Annotated in this window: 13 protein-coding genes, 1 tRNA gene and 1 other RNA gene; 10 read left to right on the top strand and 5 right to left on the bottom strand. The window is 67.5% G+C overall.

Annotated elements, in window-relative coordinates:
• Positions 1–381 precede the first annotated feature (381 nt).
• A complete protein-coding gene (locus JOE30_RS13130; protein ID WP_204867139.1) occupies positions 382–906 on the bottom strand; it encodes a transglycosylase family protein in 525 nt (174 codons plus the stop codon).
• A gap of 462 nt (positions 907–1,368) precedes the next feature.
• On the opposite strand from JOE30_RS13130, the gene JOE30_RS13135 reads away from it, so the two are divergent.
• Positions 1,369–1,445: transfer RNA gene (locus JOE30_RS13135), tRNA-Met, on the top strand.
• 96 nt (positions 1,446–1,541) lie between these two features.
• Here JOE30_RS13135 and JOE30_RS13140 read toward each other — a convergent pair.
• The 4 genes from JOE30_RS13140 to JOE30_RS13155 form a co-directional block, all read right to left on the bottom strand.
• Positions 1,542–1,751: a hypothetical protein gene (locus JOE30_RS13140; RefSeq protein WP_204870855.1), complete on the bottom strand. Its 210-nt coding sequence runs from the start codon at positions 1,749–1,751 to the stop codon at positions 1,542–1,544.
• 102 nt (positions 1,752–1,853) lie between these two features.
• The gene (locus JOE30_RS13145) at positions 1,854–3,074 is read right to left on the bottom strand and encodes an acyl-CoA dehydrogenase family protein (RefSeq protein WP_056447862.1); all 1,221 of its coding nucleotides are present in this window, start codon (positions 3,072–3,074) and stop codon (positions 1,854–1,856) included.
• Positions 3,075–3,105: 31 nt separating this feature from the next.
• The gene (locus JOE30_RS13150; RefSeq protein ID WP_307806166.1) at positions 3,106–4,524 is read right to left on the bottom strand and encodes an acyl-CoA dehydrogenase family protein; all 1,419 of its coding nucleotides are present in this window, start codon (positions 4,522–4,524) and stop codon (positions 3,106–3,108) included.
• Positions 4,525–4,563: 39 nt separating this feature from the next.
• Positions 4,564–5,388, bottom strand: a complete 825-nt coding sequence (locus JOE30_RS13155) for an inositol monophosphatase family protein (RefSeq protein ID WP_307806167.1) — start codon at positions 5,386–5,388, stop codon at positions 4,564–4,566.
• 57 nt (positions 5,389–5,445) lie between these two features.
• Between JOE30_RS13155 and prfB the strand changes: the two genes are divergently transcribed.
• The 9 genes from prfB to ssrA all read left to right on the top strand — a co-directional run bounded on the left by prfB (position 5,446) and on the right by ssrA (position 13,070).
• The gene (prfB, locus tag JOE30_RS13160) at positions 5,446–6,561 is read left to right on the top strand and encodes a peptide chain release factor 2 (protein WP_027506816.1); all 1,116 of its coding nucleotides are present in this window, start codon (positions 5,446–5,448) and stop codon (positions 6,559–6,561) included.
• Between the two features lie 66 nt (positions 6,562–6,627).
• The gene (locus JOE30_RS13165) at positions 6,628–7,452 is read left to right on the top strand and encodes a mechanosensitive ion channel family protein (RefSeq protein ID WP_204870362.1); all 825 of its coding nucleotides are present in this window, start codon (positions 6,628–6,630) and stop codon (positions 7,450–7,452) included.
• Positions 7,449–7,901 carry a hypothetical protein gene (locus JOE30_RS13170; protein ID WP_204867145.1) on the top strand — a complete coding sequence of 151 codons (453 nt, stop codon included), beginning with the start codon at positions 7,449–7,451 and terminating at the stop codon, positions 7,899–7,901. Before JOE30_RS13165 ends, JOE30_RS13170 begins: the two co-directional genes overlap by 4 nt.
• A 53-nt stretch (positions 7,902–7,954) precedes the next feature.
• A complete protein-coding gene (gene ftsE / locus JOE30_RS13175; protein ID WP_027506813.1) occupies positions 7,955–8,644 on the top strand; it encodes a cell division ATP-binding protein FtsE in 690 nt (229 codons plus the stop codon).
• A gap of 74 nt (positions 8,645–8,718) precedes the next feature.
• A complete protein-coding gene (ftsX, locus tag JOE30_RS13180; RefSeq protein ID WP_204867147.1) occupies positions 8,719–9,624 on the top strand; it encodes a permease-like cell division protein FtsX in 906 nt (301 codons plus the stop codon).
• Between the two features lie 87 nt (positions 9,625–9,711).
• Positions 9,712–10,185, top strand: a complete 474-nt coding sequence (gene smpB, locus JOE30_RS13185) for an SsrA-binding protein SmpB (RefSeq protein ID WP_027506811.1) — start codon at positions 9,712–9,714, stop codon at positions 10,183–10,185.
• Positions 10,182–11,051, top strand: a complete 870-nt coding sequence (locus JOE30_RS13190) for a DMT family transporter (protein WP_204870364.1) — start codon at positions 10,182–10,184, stop codon at positions 11,049–11,051. Before smpB ends, JOE30_RS13190 begins: the two co-directional genes overlap by 4 nt.
• Positions 11,052–11,119: 68 nt before the next feature.
• On the top strand, positions 11,120–12,637 hold the full coding sequence (locus JOE30_RS13195) for an SDR family oxidoreductase (RefSeq protein WP_204867149.1): 1,518 nt from the start codon (positions 11,120–11,122) through the stop codon (positions 12,635–12,637).
• Between the two features lie 62 nt (positions 12,638–12,699).
• Positions 12,700–13,070: a transfer-messenger RNA gene (gene ssrA, locus JOE30_RS13200) on the top strand.
• Positions 13,071–13,187 lie beyond the last annotated feature (117 nt).

The following is a 13,187-nucleotide window of genomic DNA, read 5'->3' on the forward strand; positions in this document are numbered from 1 at the left end:
CGAGCCTGAGGCCGACCGTCGCCGCGGGATCTGACAGATCTCAGTGCCCCGTGCAGTGCTGTTGCGTCATCGCTCGACAACCAGGCGCTGTCGCTGCCGTCCGAGCGCACACCCGTTGTGGTGGGCGCACACCCTTTCCAGTCAGCTGCTGGGGGTGTGCGGTTCATGCATGGGGTGTGCACACCCCATGCAGTGCTGTTGCGTCATCGCTCGACAACCAGGCGCTGTCGCAGCCGTCCGAGCGCATACCCGTCGTGGTGGCCGCACACTCGTGCAGCGCTGGTGCGTAGTGGCTCGACAGCACGCACCACCCACCGCACACGACGAAGCGGGCGCACCCGATGATCGGGTGCGCCCGCTTCGGACGTTCGAGAGGATGCTCTAGCGAGCGAGGCCCGCGAGGACGCCGGAATTGGCGGCCACGAAGTCCTGGTACTGCTGGCCGACGCCGTACTGCTGGGCCAGTGCCGCGCCCTGCTCGACGGCAGACTGCACGGGCGCCGGTGCGGCGGGTGCAGCAGGCGCGGGGGCGGGTGCCGGTGCCTCGGCGACCGACGTGGTGCCGGACGAGAGGTACTGGCCGCAGGTGGGCCATGCGCCGACGCCCTGGGTCGCGAGAACGTTCTCGGCGACGCGGATCTGCTCGGCCTTGGAGGCGTTGGACGCGGTGCCCGAGCCGCCGTTGGCGGCCCAGGTGCTCTGCGAGAACTGCAGGCCACCGTAGTAGCCGTTGCCGGTGTTGATGCCCCAGTTGCCGCCGCTCTCGCACTGTGCGACGCCGTCCCAGTTGTGGGCGGGTGCTGCGGAGGCGGTTCCGGTGCTCAGGACGAGCGGTGCTGCGACGACGGCGCCGGTGACGGCGGCCCATCCGAGCGCGCGGGTGGTGAAGTTACGTGCAGTGGTCATGCGGGGTAGATCCTCTCAGCGCTGGTCGACGTGAGCGCGCAGGCGAGTGACGCCTGCATTCGCTCGAATCCCTGCCCCCATCGAGTCGGGTCTCCGATCCCGCGGGGCAGAAGAATCCAGCGGCGGGTCGGCCTGGCCCTTGTTTCGGGCCGAGCGCGACGGTAACGAAACAATCACGAGCCGTCACCCGGCCCTGTGACGAGGTCGGAAACGGGCGAGGCGGCGGCTTTGTGACATCTCCGCAGGTCATGACGGATGACAACCGTCTCGTGTCCTCTTCGTGACCCCATCGTTATGTGAGGGGGAACACGGATGAAAAGAGACCGCGGTCACCCTTGGAGGCTCGATCTCGTTGCTCAGCAGGCGATTTGCAATTCACCGACGCCGTCCGGTAACTTCTTGTTCAGCAAGAACGCAGTACAGCTTGCACCGCAGACGGAGCCGCAAGGTTCTCGACGCTGACGCGGGGTGGAGCAGCTCGGTAGCTCGCTGGGCTCATAACCCAGAGGTCGCAGGTTCAAATCCTGTCCCCGCTACCACCACGAAAGGTCCGACAGTCTCAGACTGTCGGGCCTTTCGCTTTGTCGCAGGCGCACCGACGTCGACCCGGTCAGATCGACGTCGGTGGCTGGTGCTCAGTGAGAGATGTCGGGATCCGCCGACGTCATGCCCGTGCTGGGCGCGTCGTTCTCGTCGACGTCGCCGCCGACGTCCGTACGATCCCCCGAGTCGTCCGTCTCGTCCAGATCGACGGCGTCCGCACCCTCGAGGTGGGTGAGGCCCACCTCGGCCTCCGCGACGAAGCCCTTGGCTTTGTCCTCGATCTTCTTCGCCCAGTCCGACATGGCAGTCTCCCTCGTGTTCGCCGTGCTTCGTCCGTTCCAGCTTGCCAGAACAGCAGAAAGGCCCGGCACGTGTGCCGGGCCTTTCTCAGGGTCGTGTGACCGTCACTTCAGCTCAGCGGATGTCTTCCCGAGCACGCGGCGAGCCACGATCAGCTGCTGAATCTGCTGGGTGCCCTCGAAGATGTCGAGGATCTTCGAGTCACGCGACCACTTCTCGAGCAGCAGGTGTTCGGAGAAGCCCAGCGTGCCGGCCAGTTCCACCGCCTTGAGCGTGATGTCCGTGGCGCTACGGCCTGCCTTCGCCTTGGACATCGACGCCTGCAGCGAGTTGGGCTCCTTGTTGTCCGCCATCCACGCAGCGCGGAGAGCGAGCAGGTACGCAGCTTCCCAGTCGGCCTCGAGCCGGATGTACTCCGCGGCCGCGGCCGACTGGCTGTAGGTGGCGGCGTCGTAGTCGATGACCACGCCGGCGTCGGTCAGGATCGACCGCAGCTCCTCGAGCGCCGCACGGGCGACACCGATGGCCATGCCGGCGACCAGCGGACGGGTGTTGTCGAACGTCTGCATGACGCCGGCGAAGCCCTTGTCCGTGTCGACGTCCGGGGAACCCAGGAGGTTGTCCTTCGGGATGCGGCAGTTGTCGAGCAGCAGTGCCGCGGTGTCGGACGCCTTGATGCCCAGCTTGTGCTCGAGGCGTGCGACGGACAGGCCCGGTGCGTCCCGCGGGACGACGAAGGACTTGATCGCGGCGCGGCCCTTGGTCTTGTCGACGGTGGCCCACACGACGATGTGCGTGGAGCGCTCGCCGGCCGTGACGTAGATCTTCTCGCCGTTGAGGACCCACTCGTCACCGTCGAGAACCGCGGTGGTGCTCACGGCGGCCGAGTCGGAGCCGAACGAGGGCTCGGTGATGGCCATCGAGGCCCACACCTTGCCGAAGCGCTCGAGCTGCTCGTCGGTGGCGACGGCGGCGATGGCGGAGTTGCCGAGGCCCTGGTACGGGATGGACAGGGTCAGACCCACGTCGCCCCAGCAGGTCTCGATGACGTTGACCAGAGCGGACATGTTGCCGCCGTTGGCATTCGCGGTCTTGCTCGGTTTCGGAGCGTCGCCCTTGGCCTCACGGCCGCCCTTGGCGCCACCGATCTCGCCGCCGGCGTCGCTCATGCCCTCGATCATGGCGGCCATGGTGTCGAGCTCGACCGGGTAGGCGTGCTCCGCCAGGTCGTACTTGCGCGACACGGGGCGCATGATCTCGGCCGCGACCTGATGAGCCTGGTTGGCCGACGCCCTGAGCTTGCGAGGAAGTTCGAGATTGATCATGAGAGTTCCAATCGAAAGGTGGGGTGTCGGATCAGATCAGGACGATGCCCTCGGCAACGCCGACGGCGCGGAGATCGCGGTACCAGCGCTCGACCGGGTGCTCCTTGGTGAAACCGTGTCCGCCGAGAAGCTGGACACCGTCGAGGCCGATCTGCATGCCCTTGTCCGTCGCGAGTCGACGGGCGAGGGAGGCCTCGCGTGCGAAGGACAGTCCCTGCTCGGCACGGGACGCGCCGCGCTGGATGACCAGGCGCAGACCGTCGAGCTCGATCGCGATGTTGGCCACCATGAAGGCGACGGCCTGACGGTTGCTGATCGGCTCACCGAACGCGGTGCGGTCGTTGACGTAGGGGACCACGTAGTCCAGGACGGCCTTCGACGTACCGGCAGCCATGGACGCCCAGCCGAGACGCGCGAGTCGGATGGCGTCGGTGTAGTCGGACACGTGGGCATCCGCGTCGCCGTCGCCCAGCAGGTTGGCCTCGGGTACGGCGACGCCGTCGAGATGCAGTCGACCGATGCCCGCCGCACGCAGACCCATGCTGGGGTCCGCCTCGACACTCAACCCGGCGCTGTCCGACTCGACGATGAAGAGTGCGGGACGGCCGTCGAGCTCGGCAGCGACGATGAAGAGCTCGCAGGCGGCGGCCGACGGCACGAGGCTCTTGACGCCCGTGAGCTTGTAGCCGCTGGGGGAGCGAACGGCCTTGGTCTGCAGGGCGAACGGGTCGAAGAGCGCGCGGGGCTCGTTCACGACGAGTGCGGCACCGGGCACCTTCTCGCCCGTGAAGGACGGCAGATACGTCTTCTGCTGAGTCTCGGTGCCCCACTGCGTGAGCGCCACCGCCACGCCGCTGGGAGCGAGGATCGGCAGGGCCAGACCCATGTCTCCGTACGCGAGCGCCTCCGCGACGAGGGCGTTGGTGACGGCGCCGCGCTCACTGGCCGCACCCTCGAGGTTCTCGGGGACGTTGATGAGGGTGATGCCCAGCTCGGCGGCGCGAGCGACGAGGTCGTCCGGCGATGCCGCGGCCTCGTCGGCGTCGTGCGCTGCCGGGCGCATGATCTCCTCGGCGAACTCGAGCACCGTCTCGACGATCATCTTCTGCTCGTCGTCGGGAGTCAGGTCGAAGTAGTCGAGGCCCTTGGTGGAGGACTCGGGCAGACGCTCGGGCTTGCCTCCGCCGGACACCTTGGAGAAGGTCCGGGTGGCGGCACCGAGGGTCTTGAAGCCGGTCTTCGTGCTCTCGTACGTGACACGGTCGATCGTCTGGCGAAGGTTGTACTTCTCGGCCAGGTCGGAGCCGGAGAGCTTGGTGAGCACGCGCATCGCGGTTCCGATGGCGTCGCGTCGGATCGGGTTGAGCCCGACCGCTGACGTGTCGCGCACCGGGCGCCGAGACGCATCGGTCTTGGTCGTGGGGGCGCTGTCGTTCTTCGTCATGATCACCCAGCTGTTCTCGGTGTTCGGTCGTGGACGGGAGCTATCTTACTCGTCGGTAAGTTCGGTGTCTACCGTCGAGTAAGGTCGGCGCGTCAGGCGCCCGAGGACGGCGTCGTGCAGGAGCGAGTTCGACGCCACCGCGCTGCCGCCGTGCGGCCCCGTCCCACCGTCGAGAGCGGTGAAACGGCCGCCCGCCTCACGTACCAGCACGTCGAGCGGAGCCAGGTCCCACAGTGATACTTCGGGCTCGGCGGCCACATCGATCGATCCCTCGGCGACCAGGCAGTACGAGAGGAAGTCGCCGTAGCCGCGGACGCGCCACACCTCGTCGGTCAGATCCAGGAAGTTCTCTCGCAGTCCGGCGTCCTTCCATCCGCTGAGGCTGGAGAATCCGAGGCTCGCGGAGGACGGAGACGCCACCGACGACACCGACAACCGTCGCGGCTCGCCGGCACCGAAGCGTGCGTACGCACCCAGCCCGTCGGCCGCCCACCATCGCCGTGCGAGAGCGGGAGCGCTGACCACGCCCACGACCGGCACGCCGTCGGAGAGCAGCGCGACCAGCGTCGCCCAGATGGGCACACCGCGGACGAAGCTCTTGGTGCCGTCGATGGGATCGAGCACCCACTGACGCCCGGAGAGGACGGCGTCGCCGCCGAACTCCTCGCCCAACACGGAGTCGTCCGGTCGAACCTCGCCGAGCAGGCGCCGGATCTCGGTCTCGACGGCCAGATCCGCGTCCGAGACGGGTGTGAGATCCGGCTTGTCCTCGATGCGCAGGTCCACGGCCAGGAACCGCGCCGTGGTGATGGCGTCGGCCGCGTCCGCGAGGCGGAGGGCGAGGGCGAGATCGTCGGCGAGGTCGGTCACGGCACAGGACGTTACTGCGGTGCAGGCCCGTCGGTCGTTGCCGGTAACCTCGGGCGCGTGCATCCTGACGTATCCGCTGACATCGCCGAACTCGACACCACCCTCAAGACAGTGGAGTCGGTGCTCGACATCGAGGAGCTCCGTCGCCGGATCGACGAGCTCGAACACCAGGCTGCCGACCCCGAGCTCTGGAACGACCAGGACCACGCCCAGCAGGTGACCAGTGCGTTGTCGCACGCGCAGACCGAGTTGCGGCGGGTCGAGGCGCTGCGTCAGCGGCTCGACGATCTCCCGGTCCTGTACGAACTCGCCGAGGCGGAGGAGGGCGAGGCCGCCGCCGAAGCTCTCGCGGAGGCGGACGCCGAGCGCGTCTCCCTGCACACCGATGTGGAGCTGCTCGAGGTGCGGACCCTGCTGTCGGGTGAGTATGACAAGCGAGACGCGCTGGTCAACATCCGCTCCGGTGCCGGCGGGATCGACGCCGCGGACTGGGCCGAGATGCTGATGCGCATGTACATCCGTTGGGCCGAGAAGCACGGATACGGCGTGGAGGTCTACGACACCTCGTACGCCGAGGAGGCCGGCATCAAGAGCGCCACCTTCGCGGTGAAGGCGCCCTACAGCTACGGAACGCTGTCGATCGAGCAGGGCACGCACCGTCTCGTGCGTATCAGCCCCTTCGACAACCAGGGTCGCCGCCAGACGTCCTTCGCCGAGGTCGAGGTGCTGCCGGTCGTCGAGACCACCGATCACATCGAGATCCCCGAGAACGACATCCGTGTCGACGTGTACCGCTCGTCGGGACCGGGTGGTCAGTCCGTCAACACCACCGACTCCGCCGTGCGGCTCACCCACATTCCGACCGGCATCGTCGTCACCTGCCAGAACGAGAAGTCGCAGCTGCAGAACAAGGTGTCCGCCATGCGCGTGCTCCAGGCCAAGCTGCTCGAGGTCAAGCGCAAGGAGGAGCGCGCCGAGATGGACGCCCTCAAGGGCGACGGTGGCAGCTCCTGGGGCAACCAGATGCGCTCGTACGTCCTGCACCCGTACCAGATGGTGAAGGACCTGCGGACGGAGTACGAGGTCAACAATCCGTCCTCGGTGCTCGACGGTGACATCGACGGCTTCATCGAGTCGGGCATCCGCTGGCGTATGCGTGCAGAGCAGGAGTAGCAGGTGAGCGCCTTCTGGCCACTGCCTCCCGATTTCGTCTTCTGGCTCCAGAACAACTTCCTCGAGATGATCCTGTGGATCCTCGGCGGCATGCTCGCGGCCCGGGCGGTGGGGTGGGCCGGCGGCAAGATCACCGGCCGCATCGACCGGACCTACCAGCAGACCGACGCGATCGTCCGCACCGAGGCGGCGAAACACCGCCACTCGGTGGCGCAGGTCGTCACGTGGGTGGTCGTGGCACTCATCTACGTGCTGGTCGCCATCCGGGTCCTGCAGCGCCTGGGCTTCCCGATCACCAGCCTCGTGGCTCCGGCGACCGTGCTCGGTGCCGCGCTCGGTTTCGGTGCCCAGCGCATCGTCCAGGACATCCTGTCCGGGTTCTTCATCATCACCGAACGCCAGTACGGGTACGGCGACGTGGTCCAACTCGCGATCACCGGCACCGCCGGCGACGCGATCGGGACCGTCGAGGACGTGACGCTGCGCGTCACGCGGGTGCGGTCGGCCGAGGGCGAGGTGATCACCGTGCCCAACGGGCAGATCGTGAAGGCGGTCAACCTGTCGAAGGACTGGGCGCGCGCGGTGATCGACGTGCCGGTGCCGCCGTCCGCGGATCTCTCGCGCGTCACCGAGCTGCTGAAGTCGGTGGGCGAGGAGGCCTACCGCGACAGTCGGCTCACCGAGTTGCTGCTCGACGAGCCCACCGTCATGGGTGTCGAGAGCATCGAGGTGGATCAGGTCAACCTGCGTCTCGTCGCCCGCACCCTGCCGGGCAAGCAGTTCGAGGTGGGACGCGAGCTCCGCGCGCGCATCGCCCTGACGCTGCGCAACGACGGCATCACCGTCTCGCCCGAGCTCTCCGCCGACCGTCCCGTGGGAGGCGAACAATGACCTCGAACGAACCCGAGAGCCCCGCGACCGAACACCCGGACGCGCCGCGATCGACGTTCCGCCCCGGGTGGATGTCCCGCATACCGGCGCGCATCCTCGGCCGTTTCCGCACGACCACCGTGGTGATGGTGCTGGTCTTCCTGGCCGTACTGGTGCTGTGGAACAACGTGCGCTTCGACCCGACCCTCAACGAGAACTCGCCGGTGTACGTCCCGCCTGCGCCGTCGTCGTCCGAGGTGCCGCCCCCGGCGGAGACCTACGCGCCGACGACGACCACGTTCCGGTCGACCACGACGGCCGTGCCGACCACGACGGATCCGGCCTCGCCGCAGGACGGCGTCACGACGACGGCACCGGCTCCCACGACCACCACCGGCACGACGACGCGCGCGCCGGGGTTCCAGCTGCCGACCATCCCCGGTCTGCCGTTGCCGAGCGGAACGAACTGACCCGCGCGTCGCTGTAGCGGCACCGTCGGGGCGCGCGGCTACACTGGCGACCCGTGATCAGCGTGGAGAACGTCTCGAAGTCCTACAAGTCCTCGACTCGACCCGCGCTGGACAAGGTGTCCGTGAAGGTGGAGAAGGGGGAGTTCGTCTTCCTCATCGGGCCGTCGGGCTCGGGGAAGTCGACCTTCATGCGCCTGCTCCTCCGCGAGGAGATGCCGACCTCGGGCGACATCACGGTGGCGGACTTCCATGTGAACAAGCTCGCCGGGCGGCGCGTGCCGAAGCTGCGGCAGAGCATGGGATGTGTCTTCCAGGACTTCCGCCTGCTGCAGAACAAGTCGGTGTCGGAGAACGTCGCGTTCGCCCTCGAGGTGATCGGCAAGCCGCGCGGGGTGATCGAGCGGACGGTGCCGGAGGTGCTCGAGCTCGTCGGCCTGTCCGGTAAGGCGGATCGTCTCCCGTCCGAGCTGTCCGGCGGCGAGCAGCAGCGCGTTGCGGTGGCCCGCGCCTTCGTGAACCGGCCGCTCGTGCTGCTCGCGGACGAGCCCACCGGCAACCTGGATCCGGACACCAGCCAGGACATCATGTTGCTGCTCGAGCGCATCAACCGCACGGGCACCACCATTCTCATGGCCACTCACGACAACCACATCGTCGACTCGATGCGCCGCCGCGTCGTCGAGCTCGACAACGGCCGGGTGGTCCGCGACGAGGCACGAGGGGTGTACGGCGTGGGTCGCTAGATCCCGCTCTCGGCACCGTCCCCTGCTCGCGTCGCGCCTCGGCGCAACGACCTCTCGAAGAAAGTGTGTGAACCGTGCGCGCTAGTTTCCTTCTCGGCGAAGTTCTCACCGGACTGCGCCGCAACATCACGATGACCATCGCGATGGTGCTGACCACCGCCATCTCCCTCGGCCTGTTCGGTGGTGGCCTGCTGGTCGTGCAGATGGCGGGGAAGACGCAGCAGATCTTCCTGGATCGCGTCGAGGTCCAGATCTTCCTGACCGACGACATCTCGACCAGCGACCCGGACTGCACCTCGGGCATCTGCTCCGGCCTCCGCACGGACCTCGAATCGACTCCGTCCGTCGTGTCGGTGCAGTACCTCAATCGGGAGGACGCCGTCGCGGACGCCACGGATCGCGTCTTCAAGGATCAGCCGGAGCTGGCGTCCCTGGTGTCGCCCGAGAGCTTCCCCGCGTCGTTCAAGGTGAAGCTCAGCGATCCCGAGCGGTTCGGCGTGATCAACGACGAGTTCGGGGCGCGGCCGGGTGTGCAGAGCGTGCTCAACCAGCGCGAGCTGGTGGACCGGTTGTTCAGCGTCCTCGCGGGCGTCCGCAACGCCGCGTTCGCGGTGGCCGTGGTCCAGGCCGTCGCGGCGGTCCTGCTGATCGCCAACATGGTGCAGATCGCCGCGTTCACCCGTCGGACCGAGGTGGGCATCATGCGTCTGGTCGGCGCCACGCGGTGGTACACGCAGCTGCCCTTCCTGCTCGAGGCCATCGCGGCGTCGCTGGTGGGTGCGGTGCTCGCCATCGCCGGACTGTTCACCGCCAAGGCGGCGTTCATCGACTCGGTGCTGGACGATCTGTATCAGGCCAACATCCTGGCCCGGGTGACGACGAGCGACGTCCTGTTGGTCTCGCCGATCCTGCTGCTGGTCGGCGTCGGCATGGCCACGATCACCTCCTACATCACCCTGCGCCTGTACGTCCGGCAGTAGCGCACCCGGCACCCGGAACAAACGGGTGGACGGAGTCCTTATGGTTGTCAGAAGTCACGTCCACCCGCGCCCGAAGGAGTTCCAGCTGTGAAGGAGAAAGGTCGCAAGGCGATTGCGACCAATCGCAAAGCGCGACACAACTACACGATCCTCGACGTCTACGAGGCCGGTGTCGCCCTCGTGGGCACCGAGGTCAAGAGCCTGCGTGACGGCAAGGCGTCGCTGGCCGATGCCTTCGCCACCGTCGACGACGGCGAGGTGTGGCTGCGCGGCCTGCACATTCCCGAGTACATGGCGGGAAGCTGGACCAACCACGCGCCGCGGCGCAACCGCAAGCTCCTGCTGCACAAGCGGGAGATCGAGGTCCTCATCGGCAAGACGCGTGAGGGCAACATGACGCTGGTACCGCTCTCCATGTACTTCAACGAGGGCAAGGTGAAGGTCGAGCTGGCCCTGGCGAAGGGCAAGCAGGACTACGACAAGCGTCAGGACCTGGCGCGCCGCACAGCAGAGCGCGAGGTCACCCGCGAGCTCGGTCGTCGCATAAAGGGAATGCGCTGACCGCGATCGTCCTCGCGCTGATCGCGGCGCTCGGGTACGGCTTCAGCGACTTCGTCGGAGGAGTCGCGTCCCGGCGCGTCGCCGCGCTGCGCGTGGTGATCGTCTCGTACCCGGTCTCGGTACTCATCGTGGCAGCGGTCATGCCGTTCGTCGGAGGCACTCTCACCGCGTCGTCCGTGGTGTGGGGCGCGTTGTCCGGACTGGCGGGCGGCGTCGCCGTGTGGTGGTTCTACCTCGCACTGGCCGCCGGGCCGATGGCCGTCGTGTCACCGATCACGGCCGTTCTGGTGGCAGGTGTACCGGTCGGCGTCGGACTCGTCCTGGGTGAGCGACCCGGTGTCCTGGCGTACATCGGCATCGCGCTGGCCCTGGTCGCCGTGCTCATGGTCAGCAAGGAGTCACCCGACGACGCCGCGGGCGACGTGGCCGGCGGACGGACTCTGCGATTCACGCCCCGGGTGGCGTGGCTGACCGTCGGTTCCGGTCTGGCGTTCGCGTTGACGTTCATCTTTCTCGACCTGGCGGGGGAGGACGACGCGGGTCTGTGGCCGTTGCTGGCCAACCGGGTCACCGCCACCGCCCTCGTGTGGGCGGTCGCCCTCGGCACCGGCATGTTCTCGTTCCCGCGTGGCGGCGTCCTGAAGCTGGCCGCCTGGATCGCTGTTCTGGACGTCGCCGCCAATGCCGCGTTGCTCTACGCGTTCCAGGGTGGGCTGCTGTCCCTGGTCAGCGTGATCGCCTCGCTCTATCCGGCCGCGACCGTGTTGCTGGCCATGGTGATGCTGGGGGAAAGGGTGGCCAAGGTGCAGATCGTGGGCATGGTCATCGCCCTGGGTGCGGTGGGGCTGATCACCGCGGGTGCCTGACCCCCGTGGGTGTCCACGCGCCCGGTGGGCACCACACTCGAGGTGCTCCTCTGCTACGAATGGAGAGCATGAACACCCAAGCAGGCGCCCGTGTCGTGGTCACCGGAGCGACGGGCTACATCGGCGGTCGACTCGCCCCGCGACTGCAGGAGGCCGGCTACCGAGTTCGGGTCCTCGCCCGGTCGCCCCAGAAGCTGCGCGACGTGCCGTGGGCTGCGGACGTCGAGGTGGTGCAGGGCGATCTGAGTGATCGCGAGTCACTGGACGATGCGTTCCGGGACGTCGACGTCGTCTACTACCTCGTCCACTCCATGGGGGGATCCGACCACTTCGCCGAGGCGGAGCGACAGAGCGCGGAGAACGTTGCCGAAGCCGCGAAGGCCGCCGGCGTGCAGCGCATCGTGTATCTCGGCGGGCTCCACCCGGTGGACGGCGCGCTGTCCCCACACCTCGAATCGCGCGCCGAGGTGGGCCGGATCCTCATCGAGTCCGGTGTCTTCACGGTGGTGCTGCAGGCGGGTGTCGTCATCGGCTCCGGGTCCGCGTCGTTCGAGATGATCCGGCACCTCACCAATCGACTGCCCGTCATGACGACCCCCAAGTGGGTGCACAACCAGATCCAGCCGATCGCTGTCCGCGACGTACTGCACTACCTGATCGAGTCCGCGACGGCTCCGTTCGAGACGTCCCGTACGTGGGACATCGGTGGGCCGGATGTCCTGCAGTACGGCGAGATGATGAACGAGTACGCGAGCGTGGCGGGTCTGCGCAAGCGTCGCATGCTGGTGTTGCCTGTGCTGACGCCTCGACTCGCCGGTCACTGGATCGGGTTGGTCACGCCCATCCCGCGCGGACTGGCCATGCCCCTCATCGAGTCGCTGCAGTACGACGCCATCGCCCACGAACGGGACATCGACACGGTCGTCTCACCGCCCGAGGGTGGATTGACCACCTTCGCAGATTCCGTGCACCTCGCGCTGCGGCGCATCGAGGACGGCGAGGTGGAGACCACCTGGTCCAACGCGACCGATGCCGGCGCCCCTTCCGATCCGCTGCCGTCGGACCCGGACTGGGCAGGCGAGGTGGTGTACGTCGACGAACGCGCGCAGGACTGCAACGCACCACCGGAACTGCTGTGGGACGTCGTCGAGGGCATCGGTGGTGAGAACGGGTGGTACTCGTTCCCCGCTGCATGGGTCATCCGCGGCTGGATGGACAAGATCGTCGGCGGAGTGGGACTCAAGCGCGGCCGTCGGGATCCGCGTCGGCTGGTCAACGGCGAGGCGCTCGACTGGTGGCGCGTCGAGGAGATCGAGCGCGGGTCGTTGCTGCGTCTGCGCGCCGAGATGAAGGCGCCGGGTGGTGCCTGGCTCGAACTGCGCGTCCTTCCGCGCGACGGCGGCACGCGCTCCCGCTACGAGCAGCGCGCAATCTTCTTCCCGCGCGGGCTGGGCGGACGGCTCTACTGGTTCGCCATCATGCCGTTCCACGGTGTCATCTTCCGCGGCATGCTCGAGAACATCACGGGCAAAGCCGAACGTGCGGCCGACACCGGTGACACGCGGGATGAAACCCGCGTCGGATGACGTTAGACTGACGTGTCCACCGGGAAGACCGGTGGAACGAGACTTCGCCACAGCGGAGGAAAGGGGCTGAACGGTTTCGACTGTGTGCGTCTAGTCAGGGGAAGCGTGCCGGTGCAGGCGAGAGACCACCGTAAGCGTCATCGCAAAAATATAAGCGCCGATTCCAATCAGCGCGACTACGCACTCGCTGCCTAAGTAGCGACTGCGTGTCTGTCAGTCCGATCTTGCCCTCGGGTCGGGTACTGGCATCAGCTAGAGGGCTCACCTTGTCACTCGGTCACGGAGTGATGTGGGACATCAAACAGTGGCTGGGATCGTCATCCAGGCTTGTCTGCGAGATCTGGAGATCCGAGTAGAGGCTTAGCAGACTGCGCACGGAGAAGCCCTGGCAAACCGACACAGGACCCGGGTTCGATTCCCGGCAGCTCCACCGAACGGCCGGACACCATCAGGTGTCCGGCCGTTGTCGTGTCATCCCCCCTGCGTCGCCCGGCAGTGAGGGCGCGACGTTCGCCACTGCCAGGCATCCATCGGCCGGAGCGCCCCGAAT

The organism is Rhodococcus sp. PvP016 (assembly GCF_017832185.1).
GTDB lineage: Bacteria > Actinomycetota > Actinomycetes > Mycobacteriales > Mycobacteriaceae > Rhodococcoides.

Excerpts from the sequence above, each read along its gene's own strand:
- JOE30_RS13130 (WP_204867139.1), bottom strand. The coding sequence starts at position 906 with ATGACCACTGCACGTAACTTCACCACCCGCGCGCTCGGATGGGCCGCC.
- JOE30_RS13140 (WP_204870855.1), bottom strand. The coding sequence starts at position 1,751 with ATGTCGGACTGGGCGAAGAAGATCGAGGACAAAGCCAAGGGCTTCGTC.
- JOE30_RS13145 (WP_056447862.1), bottom strand. The coding sequence starts at position 3,074 with ATGATCAATCTCGAACTTCCTCGCAAGCTCAGGGCGTCGGCCAACCAG.
- JOE30_RS13165 (WP_204870362.1), top strand. The coding sequence starts at position 6,628 with ATGATCCTGTGGATCCTCGGCGGCATGCTCGCGGCCCGGGCGGTGGGG.
- JOE30_RS13170 (WP_204867145.1), top strand. The coding sequence starts at position 7,449 with ATGACCTCGAACGAACCCGAGAGCCCCGCGACCGAACACCCGGACGCG.
- JOE30_RS13195 (WP_204867149.1), top strand. The coding sequence starts at position 11,120 with ATGAACACCCAAGCAGGCGCCCGTGTCGTGGTCACCGGAGCGACGGGC.